The organism is Thauera sp. WB-2 (assembly GCF_027594845.1).
Lineage (GTDB): Bacteria > Pseudomonadota > Gammaproteobacteria > Burkholderiales > Rhodocyclaceae > Thauera > Thauera mechernichensis.
Genome location: NZ_CP088935.1, coordinates 2815593 through 2841890, shown reverse-complemented (window position 1 = coordinate 2841890; position 26298 = coordinate 2815593). Strand labels below are relative to the sequence as shown.

General features: G+C 65.8%; 24 protein-coding genes and 1 tRNA gene. 17 read left to right on the top strand and 8 right to left on the bottom strand.

What is annotated here, in order from left to right; genetic code table 11:
• Positions 1 to 7: 7 nt before the first annotated feature.
• Together aceE and LQF09_RS13030 are read right to left on the bottom strand one after the other, a co-directional pair.
• On the bottom strand, positions 8 to 2689 hold the full coding sequence (gene aceE / locus LQF09_RS13035; RefSeq protein WP_270068158.1) for a pyruvate dehydrogenase (acetyl-transferring), homodimeric type: 2682 nt from the start codon (positions 2687 to 2689) through the stop codon (positions 8 to 10).
• A gap of 172 nt (positions 2690 to 2861) precedes the next feature.
• Positions 2862 to 4139: an ABC transporter substrate-binding protein gene (locus LQF09_RS13030; RefSeq protein WP_270068157.1), complete on the bottom strand. Its 1278-nt coding sequence runs from the start codon at positions 4137 to 4139 to the stop codon at positions 2862 to 2864.
• 192 nt (positions 4140 to 4331) lie between these two features.
• On the opposite strand from LQF09_RS13030, the gene LQF09_RS13025 reads away from it, so the two are divergent.
• The 13 genes from LQF09_RS13025 (at position 4332) to arfB (ending at position 16922) form a co-directional block, all read left to right on the top strand.
• Positions 4332 to 7037 (top strand): PAS domain-containing sensor histidine kinase, encoded by a 2706-nt coding sequence (locus LQF09_RS13025; RefSeq protein WP_270068156.1) that lies wholly within the window; start codon positions 4332 to 4334, stop codon positions 7035 to 7037.
• Complete coding sequence (locus tag LQF09_RS13020; RefSeq protein ID WP_002926691.1) at positions 7012 to 7647, top strand: response regulator transcription factor; 636 nt, start codon at positions 7012 to 7014, stop codon at positions 7645 to 7647. Before LQF09_RS13025 ends, LQF09_RS13020 begins: the two co-directional genes overlap by 26 nt.
• A gap of 132 nt (positions 7648 to 7779) precedes the next feature.
• Entirely contained in the window at positions 7780 to 9522 is a 1743-nt protein-coding gene (locus LQF09_RS13015; RefSeq protein ID WP_002926689.1) for a potassium/proton antiporter, read from the top strand.
• Between the two features lie 95 nt (positions 9523 to 9617).
• Positions 9618 to 10484, top strand: coding sequence for a bifunctional methylenetetrahydrofolate dehydrogenase/methenyltetrahydrofolate cyclohydrolase FolD (gene folD / locus LQF09_RS13010; protein ID WP_270068155.1), 867 nt, complete (start codon positions 9618 to 9620; stop codon positions 10482 to 10484).
• A gap of 10 nt (positions 10485 to 10494) precedes the next feature.
• Positions 10495 to 10986, top strand: a complete 492-nt coding sequence (gene purE / locus LQF09_RS13005) for a 5-(carboxyamino)imidazole ribonucleotide mutase (RefSeq protein WP_270068154.1) — start codon at positions 10495 to 10497, stop codon at positions 10984 to 10986.
• 10 nt (positions 10987 to 10996) lie between these two features.
• Positions 10997 to 12151 carry a 5-(carboxyamino)imidazole ribonucleotide synthase gene (locus tag LQF09_RS13000; protein ID WP_270068153.1) on the top strand — a complete coding sequence of 385 codons (1155 nt, stop codon included), beginning with the start codon at positions 10997 to 10999 and terminating at the stop codon, positions 12149 to 12151.
• A gap of 10 nt (positions 12152 to 12161) precedes the next feature.
• A complete protein-coding gene (locus LQF09_RS12995) occupies positions 12162 to 13283 on the top strand; it encodes an L-threonylcarbamoyladenylate synthase (RefSeq protein WP_270068152.1) in 1122 nt (373 codons plus the stop codon).
• A gap of 109 nt (positions 13284 to 13392) precedes the next feature.
• Positions 13393 to 13468: transfer RNA gene (locus tag LQF09_RS12990), tRNA-Ala, on the top strand.
• Between the two features lie 243 nt (positions 13469 to 13711).
• Positions 13712 to 13924, top strand: coding sequence for a FitA-like ribbon-helix-helix domain-containing protein (locus LQF09_RS12985; protein WP_002926672.1), 213 nt, complete (start codon positions 13712 to 13714; stop codon positions 13922 to 13924).
• Positions 13924 to 14127, top strand: a complete 204-nt coding sequence (locus LQF09_RS12980; protein ID WP_270068151.1) for a hypothetical protein — start codon at positions 13924 to 13926, stop codon at positions 14125 to 14127. The genes LQF09_RS12985 and LQF09_RS12980 overlap by 1 nt, the downstream gene beginning before the upstream one ends.
• Positions 14124 to 15482: an IS1182 family transposase gene (locus tag LQF09_RS12975; RefSeq protein WP_270068150.1), complete on the top strand. Its 1359-nt coding sequence runs from the start codon at positions 14124 to 14126 to the stop codon at positions 15480 to 15482. Before LQF09_RS12980 ends, LQF09_RS12975 begins: the two co-directional genes overlap by 4 nt.
• Positions 15483 to 16263: 781 nt before the next feature.
• Complete coding sequence (locus LQF09_RS12970; protein WP_270068149.1) at positions 16264 to 16521, top strand: type I restriction endonuclease subunit R; 258 nt, start codon at positions 16264 to 16266, stop codon at positions 16519 to 16521.
• Positions 16518 to 16922: an alternative ribosome rescue aminoacyl-tRNA hydrolase ArfB gene (gene arfB, locus LQF09_RS12965; RefSeq protein ID WP_002926664.1), complete on the top strand. Its 405-nt coding sequence runs from the start codon at positions 16518 to 16520 to the stop codon at positions 16920 to 16922. Before LQF09_RS12970 ends, arfB begins: the two co-directional genes overlap by 4 nt.
• Positions 16923 to 17058: 136 nt before the next feature.
• Here the strand turns inward: arfB and thpD are convergent, their stop codons facing one another.
• The 5 genes from thpD to LQF09_RS12940 all read right to left on the bottom strand — a co-directional run bounded on the left by thpD (position 17059) and on the right by LQF09_RS12940 (position 21941).
• Positions 17059 to 18051 (bottom strand): ectoine hydroxylase, encoded by a 993-nt coding sequence (gene thpD / locus LQF09_RS12960; RefSeq protein ID WP_270068148.1) that lies wholly within the window; start codon positions 18049 to 18051, stop codon positions 17059 to 17061.
• 16 nt (positions 18052 to 18067) lie between these two features.
• Positions 18068 to 18457 (bottom strand): ectoine synthase, encoded by a 390-nt coding sequence (locus LQF09_RS12955; RefSeq protein ID WP_002926660.1) that lies wholly within the window; start codon positions 18455 to 18457, stop codon positions 18068 to 18070.
• Between the two features lie 83 nt (positions 18458 to 18540).
• The gene (gene ectB, locus LQF09_RS12950) at positions 18541 to 19824 is read right to left on the bottom strand and encodes a diaminobutyrate--2-oxoglutarate transaminase (protein WP_270068147.1); all 1284 of its coding nucleotides are present in this window, start codon (positions 19822 to 19824) and stop codon (positions 18541 to 18543) included.
• Positions 19825 to 19926: 102 nt separating this feature from the next.
• Complete coding sequence (gene ectA, locus LQF09_RS12945; RefSeq protein WP_270068146.1) at positions 19927 to 20559, bottom strand: diaminobutyrate acetyltransferase; 633 nt, start codon at positions 20557 to 20559, stop codon at positions 19927 to 19929.
• A 497-nt stretch (positions 20560 to 21056) separates the two neighbouring features.
• Entirely contained in the window at positions 21057 to 21941 is an 885-nt protein-coding gene (locus LQF09_RS12940) for a pirin family protein (RefSeq protein WP_270068145.1), read from the bottom strand.
• 213 nt (positions 21942 to 22154) lie between these two features.
• Here LQF09_RS12940 and LQF09_RS12935 point away from each other — a divergent pair, with 213 nt between their 5' ends.
• The 4 genes from LQF09_RS12935 (at position 22155) to LQF09_RS12920 (ending at position 25198) form a co-directional block, all read left to right on the top strand.
• Complete coding sequence (locus LQF09_RS12935) at positions 22155 to 22775, top strand: 3'-5' exonuclease (protein WP_002926650.1); 621 nt, start codon at positions 22155 to 22157, stop codon at positions 22773 to 22775.
• Positions 22776 to 23081: 306 nt separating this feature from the next.
• Complete coding sequence (gene tyrS, locus LQF09_RS12930; protein WP_270068144.1) at positions 23082 to 24320, top strand: tyrosine--tRNA ligase; 1239 nt, start codon at positions 23082 to 23084, stop codon at positions 24318 to 24320.
• 128 nt (positions 24321 to 24448) lie between these two features.
• A complete protein-coding gene (locus LQF09_RS12925) occupies positions 24449 to 24784 on the top strand; it encodes a hypothetical protein (RefSeq protein ID WP_157354471.1) in 336 nt (111 codons plus the stop codon).
• A gap of 84 nt (positions 24785 to 24868) precedes the next feature.
• Positions 24869 to 25198 carry a DUF5710 domain-containing protein gene (locus tag LQF09_RS12920; RefSeq protein WP_270068143.1) on the top strand — a complete coding sequence of 110 codons (330 nt, stop codon included), beginning with the start codon at positions 24869 to 24871 and terminating at the stop codon, positions 25196 to 25198.
• A 72-nt stretch (positions 25199 to 25270) separates the two neighbouring features.
• On the opposite strand, the gene LQF09_RS12915 is transcribed toward LQF09_RS12920, so the two are convergent.
• Positions 25271 to 26239, bottom strand: coding sequence for a DMT family transporter (locus LQF09_RS12915; protein ID WP_270068142.1), 969 nt, complete (start codon positions 26237 to 26239; stop codon positions 25271 to 25273).
• Positions 26240 to 26298 lie beyond the last annotated feature (59 nt).

Sequence of the window (26298 nt, the reverse complement as noted above, 5' to 3'; positions counted from 1 at the left end):
TGCGCGCTCAGACCGACATCGGGTTCGGCTTGGACGGGTCGAGGTTGTACTTGACCATCGCCGCGGCGACCTTGTCGCGGCCGATCACGCCGTCATCGGCCAGCGCCTTCAGCGCAGCCAGCGTGACCCAGTGGCGATCCACCTCGAAGAAGTGGCGCAACTGCTCGCGGGTGTCGGAGCGGCCGAAGCCGTCCGTGCCCAGCGTGACGTAGCTGCGGTCGAGCTGCGAGCGGATCTGCTCGGGGAACATGCGGATGTAGTCGGTGGCGGCGATGACCGGGCCTTCGAAGCCGGCCAGCTTCTGTTGCACGTGGGTCTTCTTCGGCTCTTCCATCGGGTGCAGCAGGTTCCAGCGCTCGATGTCGTGGCCGTTGCGGGCCAGTTCGTTGAAGCTGGGCGCACCCCAGATGTCGGCTTCGACGCCCCAGTCGGCCTTGAGCAGCTCGGCGGCGGCGATCACCTCGCGGAAGATCGTGCCCGAACCCATCAGCTGCACGCGCGGTGCCTTGGCTTCGGCGCCCTTGCGGAACAGGTACAGGCCCTTGAGGATGTCGCTTTCGGCGCCGGCGGGCATCTCGGGATGTTCGTAGTTCTCGTTCATCACCGTGATGTAGTAATAGATGTCCTCCTGCTCGGCGAACATCCGGCGCATGCCGTCCTGCACGACCACCGCGACCTCGTACTGGAAGGTCGGGTCGTAGCTGATGCAGTTCGGGATCATGTTGGCCATCAACAGGCTGTGGCCGTCCTCGTGCTGCAGGCCTTCGCCGTTCAGCGTGGTGCGACCGGCGGTACCGCCGATCATGAAGCCGCGGGTGCGCTGGTCGGCTGCCGCCCAGCACAGGTCCATGGTGCGCTGCAGGCCGAACATCGAATAGAAGATGTAGAACGGCACCATCTGCACGCCATGCACGCTGTAGGCGGTGCCGGCGGCGATCCAGTCAGCCATGGCGCCGGCTTCGTTGATGCCTTCCTGCAGCACCTGGCCGGTCTGGCTTTCCTTGTAGAACATGAGCTGGTCATGGTCTTCCGGCACGTACTTCTGGCCTTCCTGGTTCCAGATGCCGTACTGGCGGAACATGCCTTCCATGCCGAAGGTGCGGCTTTCGTCCGGCACGATCGGCACGATGTGCTTGCCGATCTGCTTGTCCTTGAGCAGCGTGTTCATGATGCGCACGATGGCCATCGTGGTCGACAGCTCGCGGCCTTCGCCCGAGGCCTTCAGCAGCGCGGCAAAGGCATCCAGCGCGGGCACGGCCAGCGGCGCGGCCTTGGTGCGGCGCTGCGGCAGGAAGCCGCCCAGGTCCATGCGGCGCTGCATCATGTACTTGTATTCGGGCGAGCCTTCCTCGAACTTCAGGTAGGGCAGCTCTTCGAGCTTGTCGTCCGGCACAGGCAGGCCGAAGCGGTCGCGGAAGCGGCGGATGGCGTCGACGTCCATCTTCTTCTGCTGGTGCGAGATGTTCATCGCCTCGCCGGCCTGACCCATGCCGAAGCCCTTGATGGTCTTGGCCAGGATCAGCGTGGGCTGGCCCTTGTGCTCGGAGGCGGCCTTGTAGGCGGAGAAGATCTTGAACAGGTCGTGGCCGCCACGGTTCAGGTTCCACACCTGGTCGTCGGTCCAGTCGGCGACCAGGGCGCGCAGCTCGGGGGTGTTGAAGAAGTGCTCGCGCACGTAGGCGCCGTCCTTGGCCTTGAAGGTCTGATACTCGCCGTCGCACAACTCCATCATGCGCTGCTTGAGGATGCCCTTCTTGTCGCGCGCAAAGAGCGCATCCCAGGCCGTGCCCCAGATCACCTTGATGACGTTCCAGCCCGCACCGCGGAAGCCCGATTCGAGCTCCTGGATGATCTTGCCGTTGCCACGTACCGGGCCGTCGAGGCGCTGCAGGTTGCAGTTGATGACGAACACGAGGTTGTCGAGCTTCTCGCGGCCGGCCATGCCGATCGCGCCCAGCGACTCGACCTCGTCGGTCTCGCCGTCACCGAGGAAGGCCCACACCTTGCGCTGCTCGGCGCGCGTGGCGTCGATCATGCCGCGGCTGGCCATGTACTTCATGAAGCGCGCCTGATAGATCGCGCACAGCGGGCCCAGGCCCATCGATACGGTGGGGAACTGCCAGAAGTCGGGCATCAGCCAGGGGTGCGGATAGGACGAGATGCCCTTGCCGCCCACTTCCTGGCGGAAGCTGTCCATCTGCTCTTCGCTCAGGCGACCGAGCATGAAGGCGCGTGCGTACACACCGGGGACCGAGTGGCCCTGGAAGAAGATCATGTCGCCGTCGTGCTGCTCGGAGGGCGCATGCCAGAAGTGCGAGAAGCCGACGTCGTAGAGTGCGGCGGCCGAGGCGAACGAGGCGATGTGGCCGCCGACGTTGGTGTTCTTGTTCGCGCGCACGACCATCGCCATCGCGTTCCAGCGGATGTAGGAGTGCAGCTTGATCTCCATGTCCGGATCGCCCGGGTAGGGCGGCTGCTGCTCGGCGGGAATGGTGTTGATGTACTCGGTGGTGGCCGAGTAGGGGATGTTCACCCCTTCCTGGCGCGCGGTGGCGATCAGGGTCTCGATCAGGTAGTGGGCACGCTGCGGGCCTTCGTGTTCGACGACGGCCGCGAGCGCTTCCAGCCATTCCCGCGTTTCCTGGGCATCCGTGTCGGGTTGCTGGAGCGCGTTGCTGATTCCGGTCATGGTTTGTCTCCTCATGACGTTCGGTTGGCGATGACTGCCTGGTAAGGCAGGACGATTTTGCTTGCGAGCGAGACCATGCCGATTGCCGCACGGCCATCTTTTCGAACTATAAAACGGTATTTCGCAATGTGCAATATGATTTCAGAAATTCGGTGAATCAGGCGGTGGCTCCTCATGCTTCGGTTGGAGGGGGCACAATCCGGGGCGCAGCAGGTGGCTCGATTGCCTGCACCACCCGCCCGCCGCGTACCTCGCCGAGCAGGATCTGTCGCGCTGTGCGCAGCGATTCGTGGTTGTCGCGCGAGAACGGTGTGCGGTAGGTCATGACCACGCCGTCGATCTCCTCCCGCAGCGTTTCCAGGGCGGTGCGGATGGATGGCCCCTCAAGGTTGCCGGCCTGCCGGATCGCAGCGGCCAGCAGCAGCATCGAGTCGTAGCCCTGGGCGGCGGCTGGCGGTACGGGAATGCGGTCGCTGCCTGTCGCCTGCACCCAGGCATCGAGAAATGCTTGCTGGCGTGGTGTGCGTGCGCCCTGGATGAAGGTCTGCGGCATGCGCGCCCCCTCTGCATTGCGGCCGGCGATCTCGATGAAGTTCGACATCGCCAGTGTCCAGCTGCCGATGATCGGCACCGGCCAGTGCATGTCTGCGCGACCGTTTGCGATATGGGCGAGTTCGGGGCCGATGCCGTAGGTGAGCAGGGCCTGGGCGCCGGCGGCGCGGGCGCGCTCCAGCATGGGTTTCATGTCCGTCTGCCGCAACTGGAAGCGTTCCAGCGCCACCGCTGCGATCCCGCGTTGCGCGAGCGCGGCCACCAGGTCCTGGCTGCCGAGCACGCCGTAGTTGGTGGCGTCATGCAGGATGGCGAGGCGGGTCAGGCCGCGGCGCAGCACGGCCTCCTCGACGATGACCTGAGCCTGTAGCGTGTCGTTGGCCGAGACACGGAAAACGTAGTTGTCCGGGTGTTCCGGGGGCAGGAACTGGCGGGTGATCAGCGAGCCGGTTGCCACCGAGGTGATGACCGGCACGCGTGCAAGCTGGTAGTGGCGCTGACAGGCAAGCGCGACGCCGGTGTTGACGATGCCAAGTCCGGCGACGATGCGGTCGCGGTTGATGAACTCGCGCACGATGCGTGCGCCGAGCGCGTTGCTTGCTTCGTCGTCGCCCTCCAGGAGCTGGATGCGGCGCCCCAGGATGCCCCCCGTGGCGTTGAGCTCGGCTGCGGCGATACGGATGCCGGTGCGCATCGACAGGCCCATTGGTGCGGAGGGGCCGGTAAAGGGGCCTGAGACGCCGATGCGGACGGGTTCGCGCTCACCTCCCGGGGTGCTGCGCAGGGGCGTCGCGGGCGCGGCGGCCAGGCAAGCGCCGACGCCCGCCCGACCGAGCGAAAGCAGGACTAGTGCACGGGCGAGAAGGGCGCGCCGCTTTTGCGCGATCGGCAAACTCATGAACTCACTGTAGGCAGTGCGCATCGGCGGACAAATTGGCGAAAACCCGGACGGTGGCGGCGCAGTCGCGATCCGCCTTGGCGGTTGCAGTGGTGGGCGCAGCGTGGGTAAGGGTTAGACCGGATGACCGCTGGGGCGCCAATCGACAAGAATGCAGGATTCATCCCACGTGCGTTGCACCCGTCCAGTCCCATGCATGCTCCGCCGTCCGACCCCGCGCCGCCACGCTGGTACTGGGCTGTCCCCTATGTTGTCGTGACGCTGTTCGCGGTGTCGATGCTCGCGCTCGTGTGGTTGCTGCAGCAGCGCGAGTCCGATGTCGAACGCGGTGCGTTGGCACGCGACCTGCAATGGACGGAGCAGGCCATCCGTCGGGTGGTGCTCGGGACGGAGGAGTTCCTGGGACAGCTGGCACGAGACATGGCAGCCGGCACGCTTGAGCACGACGGCTTCCAGCAGCGCGCGAACGAACATCTGGCGGTCAACCCTGCGCTCACCAACATCGCCTGGGTGGGCCGTGACCAGGCGGTGAGGTGGACGGCGCCGTTCGATGCGCTCGACTGGCTTGCCGGTGACACGCTGCTCGGGCCGCAGGTGCAGGGCTTTCAGCACAGTGCGCTGTCGTCGCGGCTGACCTACGGGGCGGCGTATCGGAACGCGCGCGGGGACGCCGTGCTCGAGGTCTTCGTGCCCGTGCATCGCCAGGGCGAGTTCTTCGGTGCTCTGGTTGCGGCCTACTCGGTCGAGCGCATGATCAGCCGGCTGGTGCCGGACTGGTTCACCGAGAAGTACCGGCTCGCCGTGCTCGATACCGATGGTGTTGCGCTGGCGCTCAGTTCTGCCTTGCCGGATCGCGAGCATCATCTTGCGCTCGAGCTCGTCCTCGAGCCGCCACGCAACGGCATGCGCTTGCAGGCCATGGCCTTCAGGCCGGGTGGCGACGTGATGCACGCCTTGCCCGCGGTCATCATCGTTGGCCTGTCGCTGCTTGTGCTCTGGAGTCTCTGGATGCTGCGCGGCCACATGCAGCGCCGCGTCCAGGTGGAGCGCGAGCGCGACCGCTTGTTCAACCTGTCGCTCGATCTGTTGTGCATCGTCGATCTCGAGGGGCGCTTTCGCCGCTGCAATCCGGCTTTCGAGCGCGTGCTCGGGCATGATCCGGCGACGCTGCCCGGCGCCCTGATGATCGATTTCGTGCATGCCGAGGACGTGGCGTCCACACTCGACAACATGCGCCGGCTTGCAGGAGGCGAGCCGGTGAGCTTCGAGAACCGTTGCCGTTGTGCGGACGGCAGCTACAAGTGGCTGGCGTGGAGCGTGAACCCGGTACGTGGCGAGGGCCTGGTATATGCGGTGGCCCACGACGTGACCGGCCGCAAGGCGGCCGAGGATGCGCTGCGGGCCGAGTCGGCGTTCCGCAAGGCGATGGAGGACTCGGTCGTCACGGGCTTGCGCGCCATCGATCTGAGCGGGCGCATCATCTACGTGAACTCGGCGTTCTGCCGCATGGTCGGCTTCGCGGAGAGCGAACTGGTCGGCACGGTGGCGCCGTTCCCGTACTGGCCGCCCGAGCAGCTGGCGATCTGCGAGCGCAACCTGGCGATGACGCTGTCCGGGCAGGCGCCGCGCAGCGGTTTCGAGATGCGCATCCAGCGCAAGAATGGCGAGCGCTTCGATGCCCGCTTCTACCTGTCGCCGCTGATCGACCTGACGGGCCGGCAGACCGGCTGGATGGCATCGATCACCGACATTACCGAGCCCAAGCGCGTACGCGCCGCGCTCGAGGCCGCGCATGAGCGCTTCGAGGCGGTGCTCGATGGCCTGGATGCGGCGGTGTTCGTTGCCGATGCCCGCACCGACGAGATCCTGTTCGCCAACCTTGCCTTCAAGCGCATCCACGGTTTCGACGCCGTGGGCCGCACGGTGCGCGGAGTGGCAGTGCCGCAGCCCGAGCGCGGTGACTACCGTGTCGATCCGCGCAACCTGGCGCCGGCCGACTTGCCGCGCGAACTCTTCGACGGCGAACTGCAGCACCCGCTGTCGGGGCGCTGGTACCACGTGCGCGAGCAGGCCACGCGCTGGGTCGATGGGCGGGTGGTGCGCATGGGCATTGCCACCGACATCACCGACCGCAAGCAGACGGCGGAGGTGGCCCGTCAGCAGGAAGAGCGCCTGCAGCGCACCTCGCGCCTGATCACCATGGGGGAAATGGCGTCGACGCTGGCGCACGAGCTCAACCAGCCGCTATCGGCGATCGCAAATTACTGCGCCGGTTCGGTGACCCGCCTGCAAGCGGGCAATGCGAAGCAGGAGGACATCCTGGCGGCAATGCAGAAGGCCAGCTTCCAGGCCGAGCGCGCGGGCAAGATCATCCGCCGCGTGCGCGAGTTCGTTAAGAAGAGCGAGCCGCGGCGCGCGGCCGTGAGCATCGTCGATATCCTCGAAGACGCCATCGGCTTTGCCGATATCGATGCCCGCCGCACCGGCATCCGAATCGTGACGGCTGTCGAACCCGGCCTGCCCGCGGTGTACGCCGATCGGATCATGATCGAGCAGGTGCTGCTCAATCTTGTCCGCAACGGCATCGATGCGATGGCTGACGCGCTGCCCGAACGCCGCGTGCTGACGGTGCGCGTGCGTGGTTGCGGGCCGGGGCAGGTCGAAGTGGCCGTCATCGACCAGGGCCACGGCATCAGCGAGGAGGGGCGCAGCCGCTTGTTTACCCCCTTCTACACGACCAAGGCCGAGGGCATGGGCATGGGGCTGAACATCTGCCGGTCGATCGTCGAGTTCCACGATGGCCGCTTGATTGTCGACGACAACCCCGAAGGCGGTACCATATTCTCCTTTATCCTGCCCACGGAGATCGCGAGTGAGCGAGTTGCCCGCAGCGCCTGACCAGATTGTCCACATCGTCGATGACGACGAGGCCTTGCGCGATTCGCTCGTCTGGATGCTCGAGGCCAATGGCTACCACGTGGTCGCCTACGAGTCGGCCGAGTCCTTCCTTGCGGCATGCGACCCCGACATGACCGGCTGCATCGTGCTGGACGTGCGCATGCCAGGCATGAGCGGCCTGGAACTGTTCGAGGAACTGGGGCGTCGCCGCTGTGGCTTGCCGGTGGTGTTCATCACCGGCCATGGCGACGTGCCGATGGCGGTGTCGGCGCTCAAGAAGGGGGCAGTCGATTTCATCGAGAAGCCCTTCGGCGAGCGCGACATGCTGCGTCTGGTCGAGCAGTGCCTGCAGCTCGAGCGCGACAGCCGCGGCAAGCGCCGTCTCGAGGCCGATACCTCGCGTCGGCTGCAGCACCTGACTCAGCGCGAGCGCGAGGTGCTCGAGCTGATCATCGTCGGCAAGCTCAACAAGCAGATCGCCGACGTGCTCGGGATCAGCATCAAGACGGTCGAGGTCCATCGCGCGCGCGTGATGGAAAAGATGGGGGTCAACTCGCTCGCCGAGCTTGTCCAGCACGTTGTCTCGGTAGATTCTTTAGCTCCGCGCTGAACTCTGCGTTGAGAGGCTGCTCAAAGCAGCCCCCGAGATGGCGCGCATAATGACATGCGAGTGATGTCTGCGGCTCGCTGGCCGTTGCCTCTTGGCCGATCCCCATACATAACTTAACCACTGGCTGTCCGAATGACCGGCATCAACGCACTCTTCCTGCTCACCGGCCTGCTGCTGTTCATCAGCGTTCTGGCCAGCACCGTGTCGGCTCGCCTCGGCCTGCCGCTGCTGCTGCTGTTCCTGGGGGTGGGGATGCTGGCCGGCGAGGATGGGCCGGGCGGGATCGTCTTCGAGGACTTCTTCTTTGCGTCGATGATCGGACAGGCGGCGCTTGCCGTCATCCTGCTCGATGGCGGCCTGCGCACGCGGGTCAGCAGTTTCCGGGTCGCGCTCAAGCCGGCGGCGGTGCTGGCGACCTGGGGGGTGGTTGGCACGGCGGCACTGCTTGGCGTCTTCGCGACCTGGCTGCTCGATGTGGATTGGCGCCTGGGTTTGCTGCTTGCGGCCATCGTGGGTTCGACCGATGCGGCTGCGGTGTTCGCGTTGCTGCGCAATAGCGGCGTACGCCTCAACGAACGCGTGCAGGCAACGCTCGAGATCGAGTCCGGCGCCAACGATCCGATGGCGATCCTGCTCGTGACCGCCCTGGTCGGCATGTTGCTGCAGCCGGAGTCGGCCAGCGTCGGTGGTTTCGCCTGGTTGCTGACGACCCAGCTTGGGCTCGGCGCGGTACTGGGTCTGGCCGGGGGCTGGGTGCTGTCGCGCTTGATGGCTCGACTCAGTCTCCCCGAGGGGCTGTATGCGCTGCTGATCCTGTCTGGCGGCATGCTCGTCTTTGCGGCGACCAACCTGCTCAACGGCAGCGGCTTCCTGGCTGTCTATCTCGCCGGGGTCGTGGTCGGCAATCGGCGCAGCCACGCTACCGAGCACGTGCTGCGTGTCATGGACGGCCTGGCCTGGCTCGCGCAGGCGGGCATGTTCGTGGTGCTGGGAATGCTGGTGGTGCCGTCCGAACTGCTCGATCACGCATGGGAGTCGGTGGCAATGGCCGTCTTCCTGATGCTGGTGGCGCGCCCGCTGGCGGTTGCCATTGGTTTGTGGCCGTTCCGTTACAAGCGCAACGAGCTTGCGTATGTAAGCTGGGTTGGCCTGCGCGGTGCGGTGCCGGTCGTGCTGGCGATCTTCCCTGTGGTGATGGGGGTGCCGGATTCGCGCCTGCTGTTCGATGTCGCCTTTGCGGTCGTGTTGCTGTCATTGCTGGTGCAGGGGGCGACGGTGCCGATGGCGGCGCGCTGGCTCAAGGTGGAAGTGCCGCCGCGCGATGAGCCGCGCGACAAGCGCGAGGTGTGGGTCGATGAGGAGGCTGCAGTCGACCTGCTGGAGTACCGCGTCGCTGCAGGCTCGCGTGCCGAGGGCAGGCATCCGGACGAGGTCGCCGACGACTTCGAGGGCATCGGTGTGCGCTGCGTTGCACTCGTGCGCAGCGGGCATCTGCACCGGCTCACCCTGGATACGCGCATGATCCCGGGTGATTCCGTGTGGTTCGTCGCACCCGACGAACTGGCCGAGCGCATCGCCAGGGTGTTCGGGGGCACGGGCGGCGAACTGTCGGCCAATGCCAGCTTCTTCGGCGAGTTCGTCGTCGATCCGTCCTGCCTGGCGAGCGATCTGGCCGATGCCTATGGGCTCGACATCGGCGCCGACGAGCGTGTGAAACCGGTGGGCACTTTGCTCGAGCACCGCCTTGGCCGCGCCGCCGTGGTCGGCGACCGGGTGCAGATCGGCGCCTTCACACTGACCGTGCGCGAGATGACGGACAAGGGCGTGATCACCGCAATCGGCCTCAAATGCCCCGCGCTGGGCCTGATACGCTGAGAAGCCAGCGCACTCGCCAGTCCGAAGACGCTGGGCAGGCGAGCGCGGGCGGCGCGTGATGCTGTAAAATCCCCGGTTTTTTAGGGGCTCTACCGATGACCGCTCGCATCATCGACGGCAACGCGCTCTCGGCGCAGGTTCGTGGCGAAATCGCTGAACGCGCTGCAGCATTGACGGCGCGTGGTGTGCAACCTTGCCTGGCGGTCATTCTGGTAGGAGGGGATCCGGCCTCCGCAGTCTATGTGCGTAACAAGGTTGCGGGTTGCGAGAAGGCCGGCATCCGCTCGCTGCGCTTCGATTACCCCGAAACGGCCGCCCAGGACGAGGTGATGGCCAGGCTCGCCGAACTCAACGCCGACCCGTCGGTGCACGGCATTCTCGTGCAGCTGCCGCTGCCCAGGCATCTGGATGAGACGGCCGTGCTCGAAGCGATCGATATCAAGAAGGATGTCGATGGCTTCCATGCGGAGAACGTTGGCCGCCTGTCGCAGAACCGCGAAGCCTTCATTCCCTGCACGCCGCATGGCGTCATGAAGATGCTCGAGAGCACCGGCACGACGGTGCAGGGCGCAGAGGCCGTGGTGATCGGACGTTCGAACATCGTCGGCAAGCCGATGGCGATGCTGCTGACCAACGCTGGTGCCACTGTCACCGTCTGCCACTCGAAGACGAAGGATCTGGCCTTCCACACCCGCCGCGCCGACATCCTGGTCGCGGCCATCGGCAAGCCGCGCTTCGTCACTGGCGACATGGTCAAGCCTGGCGCCACCGTCATCGACGTCGGCATCAATCGCCTGCAGGACGGCCCCGACGCCGGCAAGCTGTGCGGCGACGTGGATTTCGACTCGGCCAAGACCGTGGCCGGTGCCATCACCCCGGTGCCGGGCGGCGTGGGCCCGATGACGATCACCATGCTGCTCGAGAACACCGTGATTTCCGCCGAGCGCGCCGCTGGCAAATAAGGACAGTGAGATGAGCGAAACCAAACCCGTCGTCGGCATCATCATGGGCTCCAACTCCGACTGGCCCACGATGAAGGCGGCTGCAAAGATGCTGGAAGACTTCGGCGTGGCCTACGAGGCCAAGGTCGTCTCCGCCCACCGCACGCCCGACCTGATGTTCGAGTACGCCGAGGCCGCGTGCGGCCGCGGGCTCAAGGCCATCATCGCCGGCGCGGGCGGCGCGGCCCACCTGCCGGGCATGGTTGCGGCCAAGACCACGCTGCCGGTGCTCGGTGTGCCGGTGCAGTCGAAGGCGCTGTCGGGGCAGGATTCGCTGCTCTCCATCGTGCAGATGCCCAAGGGCATCCCGGTCGCCACCTTCGCCATCGGCGAGGCGGGCGCAGCCAATGCCGGTCTGTTCGCGGTGGCGCTGCTCGCGATCGAGGACGCCGTGCTGGCGCAGAAACTTGCCGACTTCCGTGCCCGCCAGACCCAGGCGGTGCTCGACATGACCCTGGATTGAGAGTCGCATCATGATCCTCCCGCCTGCCACCCTTGGCATGCTCGGCGGCGGCCAGCTCGGCCGCTTTTTCGTTTCGGCCGCGCACGAGCTGGGCTACAAGGTCTGGGTGCTCGACCCCGACCCTCACAGCCCCGCCGGCCTCATCGCCGACCGCCACCTGGTCGCCGCCTACGACGACTATGTTGCGCTCGACACGCTGGGCAGCGAATGCGCTGCGGTGACCACCGAGTTTGAGAACGTCCCCGCCGACACCCTGGACTACCTGACCAAGTTCATCCCGGTGCACCCGGCGGCGAGCGCGGTGGCGGTATGCCAGAACCGCATCGCCGAGAAGAGCTTCCTCGCCGACAACGGCCTGCCACATGGTCCCTTCGCCGCCATCCGCAGCGAGGACGATATCCGCAATGCCAACGCCGGGCTGTTCCCGGCCGTGCTCAAGGTGGCGCGCTTCGGCTACGACGGCAAGGGCCAGGCCCGCGTCGCCGACCGCGACGAGGCGGTGGCCGCCTTCCAGCACTTCAAGGGCGAACCCTGCGTGCTGGAGAAGATGCTGACGCTGGACTTTGAGGTGTCGGTGGTGCTGGCGCGTGACGAGGCGGGTAACGTGCGCTGCTTCCCGACCGGCGAGAACCGCCACCGTAACGGCATCCTCGACGTCACCATCGCGCCGGCGCAGGCGTCGGCCTGTCTGAGGGACAACGCCCAGGAAATCGCCGAGCGCATCGCCGACAAGCTCGGTTACGTCGGCACGCTCGGGGTGGAGTTCTTCGTTTGCCGCGGCGAACTGTTCGTCAACGAGATGGCGCCGCGCCCGCACAACAGCGGCCACCACACCATCGACGCCTGTGATGTCAGCCAGTACGAGCAACAGGTGAGGGCGCTGTGCGGCTTGCCGCTGGCCGCGCCGCGCCAGCATTCCGCGGCGGTCATGGTCAATCTGCTTGGCGAGCTGTGGTACGAGGATGGCAAGGGCCACGGCACCTACCGCGAGCCCGACTGGTCGGTGCTGCATGCCGTGCCCGGCCTGCGCCTGCACCTGTATGGCAAGCATCATGCCCGCCCGGGGCGCAAGATGGGCCACTTCGTGGTGACGGGGGCCAATACCGAGGCCGTACTCGGGCACGCCCTCGCCGCACGTGCCGCGATCGGCATCCGCGACGAGTGAGCATGGGCCGATGACCACGTCCGGGGCTGGGCCGCGCGGCCGTATCGAGTCCGCCACGGCGGCGTCGATTGCCGAGGCTGTCGCGCTGCTGCGCGCAGGTGACATCGTCGGCATGCCGACGGAAACCGTCTATGGCTTGGCGGCCGATGCGCTCGACGTGCAGGCCGTCGGCAGGATCTTCGCCGCCAAGGGACGCCCCGCCGATCATCCGCTGATCGTGCATCTGCCCTCGGCCGATCACCTGCCGCAATGGGCTGCCGCGATCCCCAAGGATGCGCTCGCGCTCGCGCGTGCCTTCTGGCCCGGTCCGCTGACCTTGATCCTCAAGCGTTCGCCGGACGTGCCCGATGAGGTCACTGGTGGCCAGGACACGGTCGGCCTGCGTGTACCCTCGCACCCTGTGGCGCTTGCGCTGCTGCGTGCTTTCGACGGCGGTTTGGCTGCGCCCAGCGCCAACCGTTTCGGCCGCATCAGCCCGACCACCGCGGCACATGTGCGCGAAGAGCTGGGCGAACGTGTGGCCATGATCCTAGACGGTGGCGCCTGCGAGGTCGGCATCGAATCCACCATTCTGGACTTCTCGCGCGATGTGCCGGAGATCCTGCGCCCAGGGGCGATCGGCCCCGAGGATATCGCGCGCGTCATCGGCCGCCGGCCGCGGGTGCGGGGTGAGACCCTACCGGAGGCCGATGAGACGGCTGCCGGGCATGAACGTGTAGGTGCTGCAGCTGTCGTGGGCAATGACGTGGTTGCGCTTGCCTCAGCCGATGCCGCCAAGCCCGCCCCGCGAGTCTCTGGCGCGCTCGCCGCCCACTACGCTCCGCGCACCCCGCTGCGCCTGGTCGAACCCGCGCTGCTCGCCGACGAAGCCGCCGCACTCGCCGGCGAGGGCAGTCGCGTCGCCGTGCTCGCCCACTCCACGCTCGACCCGCGCGATGCCCGCCTGACCTGGCGCAGCCTGCCGGTCGAACCTGCCGCCTACGCCCAGGGCCTGTACGCCAGCCTGCGCGCGCTCGACGCCGTCGGCGCCGATTTCATCCTGATCGAGGCGCTGCCCGGCGGTCCCGGGTGGCGCGCGGTCGCCGACCGCCTTGGCCGCGCGGCAGTTGGCTCTGGCGGCGCCGAGACGTAGGCGCGAGCCCGCTCCGCAGGTCGCGGCGGAAAGGTCGTGGAGCCCCCATGGGAAGCAGGGATGGGGCTTCCATTTCGATCGTCCGCTCTCTATAATGCCGGCTCTTCTAGGGCCGATAGCTCAGCTGGGAGAGCGCTGCGTTCGCAATGCAGAGGTCGGGAGTTCGATCCTCCTTCGGTCCACCAAAATTCAGCGCCCAACTGTTCTCAGTTGGGCGTTTTCATTTGTGCTGCCCGCATGACCGAGCTACCTGGTATGGGTTCGGTGAGCTAAAGCGTGACGTACGGGGACACGGGTTGCGGCTACATTTTCTTCCCCTCGCGTTTTGAAGTGATTTCAGCGTCCTGACGAACCTGTGGCCTTGATGGTGATTGCAATGATTGCGGCGTTCGCTACAATGCAAGCATTGCAATCATCAGGAGAGCGCGATGGCGACTAATCTTGTCGTTCGTAACATCGAGCCTTCGGTCGCGCAGGCTTTGAAAGAGGCTGCGGCGCGGCACGGTCGAAGCGCTGAGGCGGAGCATCGGGAAATCCTGCGGGCAGCGCTTGCGCGACCTGCGCGGCGGACCTTCAAAGACGTTCTGGCCAGCATGCCGGACGTGGGTGCCGATGAAGACTTCAACCTCAGGCAGGGCTGATGTACCTGCTCGACACCAACATCATCAGCGAGCTGCGAAAAGGTGGGCGTGCCAATCCGGGCGTGACCGCCTTTTTCGCCACCCTGGCCGCGGAGGACATCTATCTGTCGGTCCTGACAATCGGTGAGATTCGCCGGGGCCTAGCAGCCTGTCGGACTACCCCCTGTAAAATGCCGCATCGCCCCCGGATCCTGAGAGCATGAGCCGCTTCCGCGCGATCGACCGCCAAACGGACTACCTGCTGCCGCCCTCGGTACAGGAGTGGCTGCCCGAAACGCACCTGGCGCGCTATGTGGTCGACGTGGTCGAGGCACTGGACCTGTCGGCGCTGGAGCGGGCGTATGCGGGGCGTGGGAGCGATGCGTACCACCCGGCGATGCTGCTGTCGCTGCTGATCTACGGCTACGCGACGGGGACGCATTCGAGCCGCCGGATCGAGCGGGCGACTTACGATTCGCTGGCGTTTAGGTTCATCGCCTGCAACCAGCACCCGGACCACGACACCCTGGCGAGTTTCCGGCGCCGCTTCGGCGAACAGTTCGCCGAGCTCTTCGTGCAAGTGCTGCAGGTCGCACGCGAGAACCAGCTCTCGCGCTTTGGCACGGTCAGCCTGGACGGCACCAAGCTGCACGCCAACGCCTCCCGGCACAGTGCGCTGTCTTACGGGCACGCGCAGAAGATCGAAGCGCAGCTCAAAGCCGAGGTGCAGGAGATGCTCAAGCTGGCCGAGGCTGCCGACCAAGGCAATGTGCCTGAGGGGGTGGATTTACCGGCGGAGATCAAGCGCCGCGAAGACCGTCTGGCGGCCATCGCGACGGCCAAAGCCAAGATCGAAGCCCGCGCGAAGGAACGTTTCGAGCGCGAGCAAGCCGAGTACGAGGCGAAGATGGCCCAGCGCCAGGCCAAGCAGGCGAGCACGGGCAAGAAGCCCGGTGGCAAGCCCCCCAAGCGCCCGCAGACGGGGCCACAGGCCGAGGATCAGATCAATCTGACCGATGAAGACTCGCGCATCATGAAGGTGGCGGGCGGTGGTTTCGAGCAGTGCTACAACGCGCAAGCCGTGGTCGATACCGAATCGATGCTGGTGGTGGCGCCCCACATCACCACCGCCGGTAACGACAAGGAGCAGGTCGCGCCGATGCTCGAGTGCATCCAGGCACTGCCCGATGGGCTCAATCAACCCGCGCGGCTGCTGGCCGACACCGGCTTTTACAGCGAACGCAACGTCCAGCACTGCCACGACGCCGGGGTCGAGCCGCTGATCGCAGTGGGGCGCGATGCGCATCATCCGGATTGGCGCAGCCGCTTCGAGGAGCCCGCACCGCTCGAGACGCCCACCTCCCACGTCGAGCAGATGAAGCACGCCCTCAAGACCCAGACCGGTCGCGCCGCCTACGCGCTGCGCAAACAGACCGTCGAGCCGGTGTTCGGCATCATCAAGTCCGTGATGGGTTTCCGTCAGTTCCTGCTGCGCGGTGTTGGCAACGTGCGCAACGAATGGACGCTGGTCTGCCTCGCGTGGAACTTCAAGCGCATGGCCGCATTGCGTCTGCAGTGAGAAAAAACGACAGGAGCATGGCGATTTCACGCGGAAAAGGCCCTTTCGGCTCTGAAATGCCGATTATTTTTCACATCATGAAAACCCGCCTGCCGGTACGCCGTCCGCCGGCTTCAAGTCCGACAGGCTGCTAGAGAACATCCGTAACCGCGGTGACCGCGAGCAGGCCGCGCGACTCGAAGCCTGGCTGGATATGGTGGTCGCTGACTATGTAGACCGTATTCTGGGCTTTGACCTCGACTGTGCTCAGCTCTGGGGCCGACTGATTTCACCGAGTCCTCAGCATCCCATCGACAAGCAGATTGCAGCCATCGCCCTCATCTACGACCTAACCGTCGTTACGCGCAACACGGAAGACTTCAAGTCGACCGGGGTGCGGTGCATCAATCCGTTTAGCCCGCCCTTGGTGACCTGAGAGGCGAGCGGCCGCGTTCCACTAGCCTCGGTGCCTAGCCTCAGGAGCGCCGAGAGTCGGGAACCTTGCTCGTCGGCAGACCTTCGGGAGTGGTGTCTCATGCCACCGAGTGCCGAAAACGGCAAAACGTGCCTGAGGTTCCGCGAGATTCTTTTGGCCACGAATTGCTTTATTTCGTGCTGTTTGGCCAAGAAATGCTTTTCTGGCTGCAGCGGACGGCTGGAAGAGGCGTCCGTACGAACAGGCGTGATTGCCGAAGCGGATACCTGCCGCGAGTCGTCACGCCTTGGCTGATCGAGGCGGGTCGGGGGAGCGGCTCCTCATGTGATCGGTGAGTAGCGGACCTTCACCAACGGCCGCATCCTCGTGGCGGGCGGCAAGGCGCAGCGAGGCGAACAGAAGCGGGCCGACTACCTGCCGTACTTCTGTCGCGATTTTCCGCTTGCCGTGGTCGAGGCAAAGGACGCAGGGCTGCCCGCGGAGACAGGGGTGCAACAGGCTCGTGAATACGCGGAGATCGTCGGGCTCAAGTTCGCGTCGTTGCGCCTGTCGCCGATCGGAATCATGATGCTTCGGATCGGCAGCGACTGCCTTCCGAATGACCTTATCCTGCCCGAGCGATGACCTCCCGCTTCCCCCTTTCTCCTGACGAGATCGAGATCACCGCGATTCGCGCACAAGGCGCGGGCGGACAGAACGTCAACAAGGTGTCGAACGCCGTGCATTTGCGCTTCGACATCACGGCATCGAGCCTTCCGGAGGACATCCGCGCGCGACTGCTCGCCCTGCACGACCATCGGATCAGCAAGGAAGGCGTGGTGATCATCAAGGCGCAGAAGTTTCGCAGCCTGGAGAAGAACCGCACCGAGGCGCTGCGCCGGCTGGAAGAGTTGATCGAGCGTGTCGCGGCGCCCCCAAAGGCGCGCCGTGCGACCCGGCCGACGCGTGCGTCGGTCACCCGCAGGCTGGAGGGGAAGGCGCAGCGGGCGTTGATCAAGGCCGCGCGCGGAAGGGTGAGCGACTGATCGGCTTGTCCCGTCTAGGCTCAGTCAGTGTCCCGCATCAATCAGCGTCCAGCACGCGTGCGCACTCGTCCATCATCGAGCGCGCCAATTCCAACGCCGGCTTGCTTTTCGGCATCACCGATGCAAACGCGGCGCTTCAGGCTGGCGTGAGAGCCCTGGCCTCCGCGTCGCAGGGGGCGCCCCCGTCAGTCCCTTGCCCCACGGGGGTGAAGTCCTCCCGTTCGGCGATGAAGTTGGGACGTGGCTCCAGTCCGCAGAAGGGGGCGACTGGCGTGTTGTTCACGCTGTTGAACACCATGAACAGGTTGCTGCGCGGCAAGGGGGTGATGTTCGAGCTGGATCCGTGCATCACGTTGCACTCGAAGAAGGTGACCGCGCCCGCTGGGCCGGTCGGCGCGACGATGCCGACGTCCTCGACCAGCCGACTCAGGCTCGCCTCGTCCGGCACGCCGATGTCCTGCTGCCTGAGCGAGGCCTTGTAGTGGTTCTCGGGCGTGGCGCCCACGCAGCGCACATAGCGATGGTGGGAGCCGGGGATGATCATCAGCGGGCCGTTGTGCGGCGTGTTGGCCGTGAGCGCGATGGAACAGCTCACCATGCGCATGGCAGGGATGCCATCCTCCATGTGCCAGGTCTCGAAGTCGGAATGCCAGTAGAACTCCTTGCCCCGAAAGCCGCCCTTGTAGTTCACGCGCGACTGGTGGATGTACACCTTGCTGCCGAGCAGCTGCTCGGCGATCGCAACCAGCCTGGGATGGTTGGCCAGGCGTGCGAGCACTGCGCTGCTGCGATGCACGGCGAAGATCGAGCGCAACTCCCGGCTGCCGGGCTCGATCACCGCTTCATCGCGGCCCTTGACCGACTCGTCGGTGCGCAGGCGCGCCAGCTCATTCAGGCAGTCCTGCACCTCGCCGGCATCGAGCAATTGATCGAAGTGCAGATAGCCGTTCTCTTCGTAGAAACGCAGCTCTTCGGCGTTCAGCGGCCCCGCAGTGGCATGCGGGTAGGTCACCGGATCCAGGCGCGGGCCGATCTGCGGCTCTGGGTCGAAGCGCGAGGGGTAGCGGTCATCTGCGCGCGGATGCGTCAGCGCGGGGCGGGCGGCGTTCATGCCGGTCATGCTCATCATGGCCTTGCCCATCCACTCAGTCGGCGAGCGCGTAAGCGCCGGTCTGGTCATGCACCTCGCGCCCGGTCAGCGGCGGATTGAACACGCACACCATGCGCATGTGGCTGCCCTTGTTGGCGCGCAGGACGTGGCGGTCGTGCTGGTTCAGGCAGTACAGGGTGCCAGGGCGGATGGCGTGGGTCACGCCGGTGGCAAGGTCGATGATCTCGCCTTCGCCTTCGATGCAGTACACCGTCTCGAAGTGGTTCCGGTACTCGAACTCATGCTCGGTGCCGGGCTTGATGATGGTGTCGTTGATGGAATAGCCGACACCAGCATCCTTGTAGATCAGGCGACGGCTGTTCCAGCCTTCGGTATCCACGTCAGCGGCTGTGCCGATGACGTCGTCCAGGTGCTTCACGATCATTGGGGGGGCCTCGCGTGTAGGGTGCGCCCCGCCTCTTAACGGGGCGCGGGAGGTGGAAGAAGGGGGCAGGGCTGCCGGTAGCCTCAGGCCGCGGCTTCGATCGCCGGCGAGACGTTGTCGACGCTCAGGGCTTCGTGCAAGCCGGCTTCGATCACATCCAGCCCGTGCCGCAGTTCTTCCTCGGCGATGGTCAGGCTTGGGAGCAGCTTGAGCACCTGGTCGTCGATGCCCGCGGTCTCGATGATCAGCCCGCGCTTGAAGCACGCCTGCGAGATGCGCGCCGCCAGTTGGGTGTCATCGAACTCGATGCCCCAGATCAGCCCGCGCCCGCGCACCCGCGCACCGGGAGCATGCTTTGCGACGATGTCGGTCAGGCGCTTTTCGACCAGCCCGGCCTTGCGTGCCACATCCTCTGCGAGCAAGCCGTCCTGCCAGAACCTGAGCGCGGCAGTGGCGGTGACGAAGGCCGGGTTGTGTCCGCGGAAGGTGCCGTTGTGCTCACCCGGCGCCCATTGGTCGAGTTCGGGCTTGATCAGCACCAGCGCCAGCGGCAGGCCATAGCCCGACAAGGACTTGGACAGCGTGACGATGTCAGGCACGATCCCTGCGTCCTCGAAGCTGAAGAAGGCTCCGGTGCGGCCGCAGCCGACCTGGATGTCGTCGACGATGAGCAGAACGCCATGTTCTTCGGTGATGCGGCGCAGACGCTGAAGCCACTCGACGCTGGCGACGTTCACGCCACCCTCGGCCTGCACGGTCTCAACGATGACCGCGGCAGGCTTGTCCATCCCGCTGCCCTCGTCCTTGAGCAGCGCCTCGAAGTAGTCGAGCGTGTCCGTGCCTTCGCCAAGATAGCCATCGAACGGAACGGAGGCGGTGTGGCCGAGCGGCACGCCGGCACCGGCGCGCTTGAACCCGTTTCCGGTCACCGCCAGCGCGCCCAGCGTCATGCCGTGGAAGGCATTGGTGAAGCCGACCACCTGCTCGCGTCCGGTCACCTTGCGCGCCAGCTTGAGCGCAGCTTCGACCGCATTGGTGCCGGTCGGTCCGGGAAACTGGAACTTGTAGCGCAGGCCTCGCGGTTGCAGGATGACGTCGTTGAAGCGGGCGATGAAGGCTTGCTTCGCCTCGGTGTACATGTCCAGCGAGTGCGTAATGCCGTCGCGCATCAGGTAGGCCAGCAGGGCCTGCTTGATCTTGTCGGGGTTGTGACCGTAGTTCAGCACGCCCGCGCCGCAGAAGAAGTCGAGATAGCGGCGGCCCTCGGCGTCTATCATCCACGCGCCCTTGGCGCTGGTGAACATCGCGGGAAAGCTGCGGCAGTAGCCGCGGACTTCGGATTCGTACTGTTCGAATGTGTTCATCATGAGATAACTCCTCTGGTCGAAATGGGCGGGTCTGCGCTCGATATAGGACGAGCGATATCCGGGCGCTCGCGCCTGCGAGTGCCCTGTACGGCACGAAGCCGGTCAGACCGGAATGGGGTTCTCGAGCTGGGACTGAACGCCGCGGGCGGGCGTATGGCGCGCAATCGGACCCACGCGCAGCATCGGCTCGGCGGGGTGGCCTGATGGAAACAGGTCGGCGGTGAAGTGGGGGGTCACCTGGCAGCCGGTGTCATGTTCGCGCGCCAGTCGTTGGAACAGGGCACGCGAGGCCTTGTTGTCGTCCGCTACCGTGGCTGTCACCCAGCAGCAGCGGGCGTTGGCCGGCAGGCTCAACCATTGCTGCAGCAGCTGCAGGCCGAGGCCCTGGCCGCGCTGCTCGGGCAGCACCCCCACCTGCCAGACGAAGGCGGTGTCGGCCTCGCGCGGCGGATGAAAGCCGATGACGGCGCCGACGATGCGGCCGTCCTGCTCGGCCACAAGGCAGGTGTCGCCGAAGTCGGCGGCGAACAGAACGTAGAAATAGACCGAATTCGGCTCCAGCGTGCCGGTGGACTGGACGAATTGCCAGAGAGCGGTGCCATCGCTCGGGCGCGTGCTACGGAAACGGATGCGGGATTGGGGGGCGGAGCGGATGGGCGAAGGCGTGTCGGTACGGTTCATGTCGTGGGTTGTTCTGGTGGCATGCCGCACCCACAGCGGGGTGAAGTGCGACATGTCAGACCACGTCAGCGCCTTGGGGCGGGCACCGCGGTCGGTCGGCCCAAGTGAGGGCCCTCAAAAAACTCAAGCGACGCATTGGCCGTTGAACGATCGCCCGCTGCACGGCATGAATGGCCGATCAATCGGCCCCTTGAGCAGCGGGAGGGATTTAGTGCATTTGCGCAAATCCTTTTTTACCTTACCTGAGCATCCCGTTCACATCAAGCCTACGATGTCGGGCGAATGCAGTCGTTGGACCGGAGCATGGAATCGGTGGCCGTCGGCTGCGAATATCGGCCAGTCCGTGGCAAGTGATGCCCGCAAGCTCCGTCCGAGCCTGTCGCGCTTGTCCCCAGCCGATGGGGACAGGGTTGTGGGAGGAGTTGTGGATAACCCGGCTGAGCCGTTGAAACTCGGCCTGATTCGAGCGCTGCCCAATTTTTGAGCGACACCAGAGATCGAGGGCCCGTCGAGGTCGGCGGTGTCGTGCCTGCGGCTGAGTCCGAGCGTGATCAACCGCCGTTTCGCCACGGCAGGGGCGGGGCAACCAGTCGCGGCGCCTGGCCGTCGCCGATCGTTCCGAATCGGGCGGCTCCTTGTTCCCACTCGGTCTGTGCCTGCGCGATGTCTTCCTTGCTGAAGCCCACAAAATTCCACCACATCAGCACTGGTTCCTCGAACGGCTCGCCCCCCAGGAACAGCACCCGAGCGCCTGCGGGTAGCGCAAGCTGAAGTTCGCTGCGTCCCTTGCCGAGGTAGGCGAGTTCGTCGGCGCTGATGGTTTCGCCGTCGACCATTGCGTCGCCAACGAGGGGCATCAGGCCGTACTCGAAACCGGGGTCCAGTTGGAGCGTGATGTTGCTGGCGCTGTCGCAGGCGATGTCGATGCCGACCAGCGGGGAGTGGATGCGCGCCGGTGCGGTTCGCTCACCGTAGCGGCCGGCGAGCAGGGTCAGTTCTGCGCTGTCTTCGCGCCAGTGCGGCAGTTCGGCGTAGTGATCGAAGGCGGGCGGGCAATCCTTATGCTCCGGCGGCAGGGCGATCCACAGTTGTGCCGCGTGCAGCTGCTCGCCGTCGTGCAGCGAATCCTCGGTGTGGGCGATGCCATGTCCAGCGGTCATCAGATTGACCTGGCCAGGGCGGATGATCTGCTCGTTGCCCAGGCTGTCGCGGTGCAGGACCTCGCCCTCGATCAGCCAGGTGAAGGTCTGCAGGCCGATGTGCGGGTGTGCGCCGACGTGCATGCCCTTGCCGGGCTCGAACCGCACGGGGCCGGCGTGGTCGAGGAAGCACCACGCGCCAACCATGCGCTGCTGGCGATTGGGGAGCGCACGGCGCACGAGCATGCCATCGCCGAGGTCGGCGCTGCGCGGTTGGATGCGGACGATCGGATTCATGGTCGGTGTCCTTGATGGTGAGCCTGCCGAGCGCTGGCAAAAATTCTAACCGCTGAAGTGATGCCGGCGCTTGGCTGATGTGCGAGTCGATGCAATGTGCTGTCTTGGCGGGTTGCGCTGGACAGCTCCGGCAGTGCTTACTCTGCCTATAATCCGGCCCGGTCGCCAAGGTGCGCATGCCCTCATGCGCCACGGCCTGAAAAGGTGCTGAGCATGGAAGCGGTGGCAGTGATTGATTTCGAGACCACGGGGTTGTCGCCCGCACAGGGTGACCGCGCAACGGAGGTCGCAGCGGTCATCGTGGAGGATGGGCGTGTGGTCGATCGCTACCAGAGCCTGATGAACGCGGGAGTGCGGATTCCGGCCTACATCGAGGCGCTGACCGGCATCACGAACGCGATGATCCGCAGCGCGCCGGCGGCGGGCGAGGTCATGCGCGAGGTGTCCGATTTCGTCGGCAACATGCCGATCGTCGCCCACAACGCCTCGTTCGACGCCAAGTTCTGGGATGCGGAGCTGGCGCGCATCGAGCGCAGCAGGGGGCAGGACTTCGTATGCTCGCTACTGCTGTCGCGGCGCCTTCTGCCCGCTGCGCCCAGCCATAAGTTGGGCGTGCTGGTCGAGTACGCCAATTTGCCGGTTGCGGGGCGCTACCACCGTGCGCTGGCCGATGCCGAGATGGCGGCGAGCCTGCTGCTTAGGCTGGAGGATGAACTGCGGCTTCGCCATCAGGTGCCAAGGGTGTCGGTCGATCTGCTGCGGCAGATCCAGCGCACGTCGAAGGCGCAACTGCCTAGATGCCTGGCGGCTGCACGCGGCAAGGCCAGCGGCTGACGGGCGGTGCTGGCGCTGGCTGGAGAGCGGGCGGCTCGAGCAGGCTGCCATGACCTAGCGGTCGGCGCATGCGCGCGCGGCTGCGGCCAAGAGCCCTCGCGACTGCTCGGCCCGCCTCCCCAGGCGATGCGAACCTTGATACGATGCAGCCATGCTCCGCAGCAATCTCGTTTCCCGCGTTCGTTATTACGGCTACCGCTTACCAAGGCGGTAGCGGCGCGCGCGCCCAGTCCGCCCGAGGCGGACTGGTTGAGCTGATTGGCGGTCTCCCTCGGGCTATTTGCCCCGTCCTCATCAGGAGACCCCATGCATCACGATACTTTCGACGTCTTCCACCTTCTGGAAGAGCGCGGCTTCATCCATCAATGCACCGACGCCGACGGCCTGCGTAGAACGCTGGCCAGTGGGGCGCGCAGCATCTATCTCGGGTTCGACGGTACCGCAGACAGCCTGCACGTCGGCCATCTGCAGGGCCTGATGCTGATGCGCTGGATGCAGCGCGCAGGGCATCGGCCAATACTGTTGATGGGCGGTGCCACGACTCGTATCGGCGATCCGAGCTTCAGGGACACGAGCCGGCCGATGCTCGACGCGGCGACCATTGCGGCCAATTTTCGCGGTATCAGCACGGCCTTCACCCGGTACTTGCGTATGGACGACAGCGCCGACGCCGCGCTCGTGGTCGACAACGCGGAATGGCTCGATGGGCTCGGCTACCTGGATTTTCTTGGCCGAGTGGGGCGGCATTTCAGCGTGAATCGGCTGTTGAGCTTCGACGCGGTGCGCACCCGCCTGGCGCATTCGCTGAGCTTCCAGGAGTTCGGCTATACCTTGCTGCAGGCGTTCGACTTCACTCAGTTGGCTGAACGCTACGGCTGCACGATCCAGGTCGGTGGCGCCGACCAGTGGGCGAACATCATCAACGGTGTAGAGCTCTCACGGCGGCAAGGCGGAGGCGAACTGTTCGGGCTGACGATGCCGTTGCTGGTGACTGCTGACGGACGCAAGATGGGCAAGTCCGCCGCGGGTGCGGTGTGGCTCAACGCTGACCGGCTTGCACCGTTCGAGTTCTGGCAGTTCTGGCGCAATGTGGATGACCGCGATGTTGGCCGCTTCCTCGCGCTGTTCACCGAGCTCCCCATGACCGAGGTTCGACGCCTGGGGGGGCTGCAGGGTGCAGAACTGAATGAGGCGAAAGTCCTTCTCGCCACGGAGGCGACGCGGCTTGCGCACGGCGATGGTGCTGCCGAGCGCGCCGCAAGGACCGCTGCGGGGCTTTTTGGTGGCGGTCAAAGCGACGACGGGCTCGCTACCCTGGTCGTCGATCCGGTCCGCGTCAGCGCTGGGCTCACGCTTGCCGAGCTTGCGGTGGAGGGTGGGCTGACGCCGTCCCGCAGTGCTGCCCGGAGACTGGCGGCTGGAGGTGGTTTGCGCCTGGACGGCATCCAGGTCACGAATGCGGACCTGCCTTTGCCCTCGACCGCAGGTGAGTGGCGCCTGGCCGCCGGACGCAAGCAGCACCTGCGTATCGTCGTGTCCGCCTAGCAGACGGGGTCGAGCCTGTCCTTGGTTGTTGCGTGCAGCGCTGAGGACGGGCTTGAGCTGTCGCAAGTTGCTGACGCGGTGGTCGGTGCATGATGCGGGAACAACGAGGTTTGCGAATGAGGTCGTCTATGAAACGCGTGGCAGTCATCGTGCTTGGCATTTGGGTTTGCCTGTCGGCGGGCGTTGCCCGGGCAGAGACCCCGCCGGAGCCCGCGGCAAGGACAAGCGAGCAGGTGCCCGTTCAACAGAATGGGCAAGAGGCCAAGGATGGCGCGGGTGCGATGCAGGCCAGCCCGGACAATCGGGCCTCCTTGTTGTCGATCGTGCTCGTTGCCGGGGTGATGATCGTGGTGGGAAGAGCGGCCATCGCCTTCGCCAAGAACAAGATGGACGCGGAGTTGCTGGCTGCCAAGGCACAGGCCGATCTCGACCAGGCGGACCGGGACGCGCAGGCAAAGGGGTGACTGGCGCTGTGCCTGGATGCACGAGTGATACCCGGCCCGGCGCGCCTATAATGCGCCCCCTGTCATGAATACAGTGATGCCGCCATGCGCCACAACCTGAAGGTTCCGTTCGCAGAGAAGGACGAGGCGAAGAAGCTGGGCGCGCGCTGGGATGCTGCGCGCAAGCTCTGGTACCTTGGCGACGGCGTCGATGTGGCGCCGTTCTTGCGCTGGCAGCCGACGCCCCACGACGCATCGTCTCCGCCACCGTCGCCTGTGCCGCGCCGTGATCCGGCTTCATCTCGGACGCAGGAGGGCAAGGTGCAGGTAGGCAGCCGCTATGTTGCGCTGCCGCGGGTGTGTGACTGCCTGCCTTGGGACGACTGCGAGAAGTGCCGCTTGCAGACGTGGCCCGAACCCCAGCGCGGGCGTTGAGCGGGACAAGGCTGTTGCGTCGCCGAGTACGCGTGCAGCGGCGATAGACGCTTGCGCGGGGTGGATCAATGGCTACCGCCGCGGTTCGCCGCTGACCCTGCGAACCGGCTTGATCCGCAGCGCGGACAGGACGCCGGCGAGGACGAGGCCGATGCCGGTCAGCGTCAGGGCGTCCGGCCACTGCTCCTTCCAGATGAATGCATAGGTCAGTGCCGCGAGCATCTCGAAGACGATGAGTTGCCCCACCACTGCGGTCGGCATGCGCTGGCTGGCTTCGTTCCAGCACAGGGTGCCGAGCCAGGATGCGAACAGGCCGATGCTCACCATCAGGCCAATGAACACTTCCGGACGTGGGCCGAAGGGCATGGGCATGGGGTTGCCATCGATGATGAGCCAGGCCCAGAAGCCGATGTATCCGGTCAAGGCCAGCGGCAGGGTGACGAGGCCCTGCGCCGTTGCCCAAGCGCGCGGATTGCGATCCGGATGCGCACGCAGCCAGTCGGCGTTACGCAGCGGGTACCAGGTCCAGCAGGCGACGGCGCCGATGGCAAGCGCGGCGCCGCTCAGGTAGCGCGTGTTGCCGTCGCTGCCTTGCGCGGCGAGCGCGGACATTTCCACCTGATTCACACAAGCCAGGCCTAGGGCGATGAGGATGAGCGCTGGCGCAAGCCGCGGCCAGGGCAGCATGCCGTCGCGCTCGCGGTTGCGCCAGTTGGCGCTGATGGCGATGACCACCGGCAGGGTGCCGATGATCATGGTGGGCAGGGGGGCGCCTGCACGCTGGATGGCACTTGCAAGAAACAGGTAATAGAGCAGGTTGCCGATGAGTGCGAGCTTGAGCGCCTCGATCCAGTCGCTGCGGTGGAGACGGCCCAGTTCGCCGCGGTCGAGCCAGGCCAGGGGCAGGGCGATCAGCCCGAAGGCGAGGTAGCGCCCGAACGACTGCAGGGCCGCCGGATAGTCGGGCAACAGCAGTGGGCCGACGAACACCAGACCCCAAAGCATGCCCGCCGCAAGCGCGAATCCGATACCCACCCACATGAAACGTGCTCCCGATGACGATGCGGGAGTTTCATCGCCCGCCCTGATGCGTGTCTTGT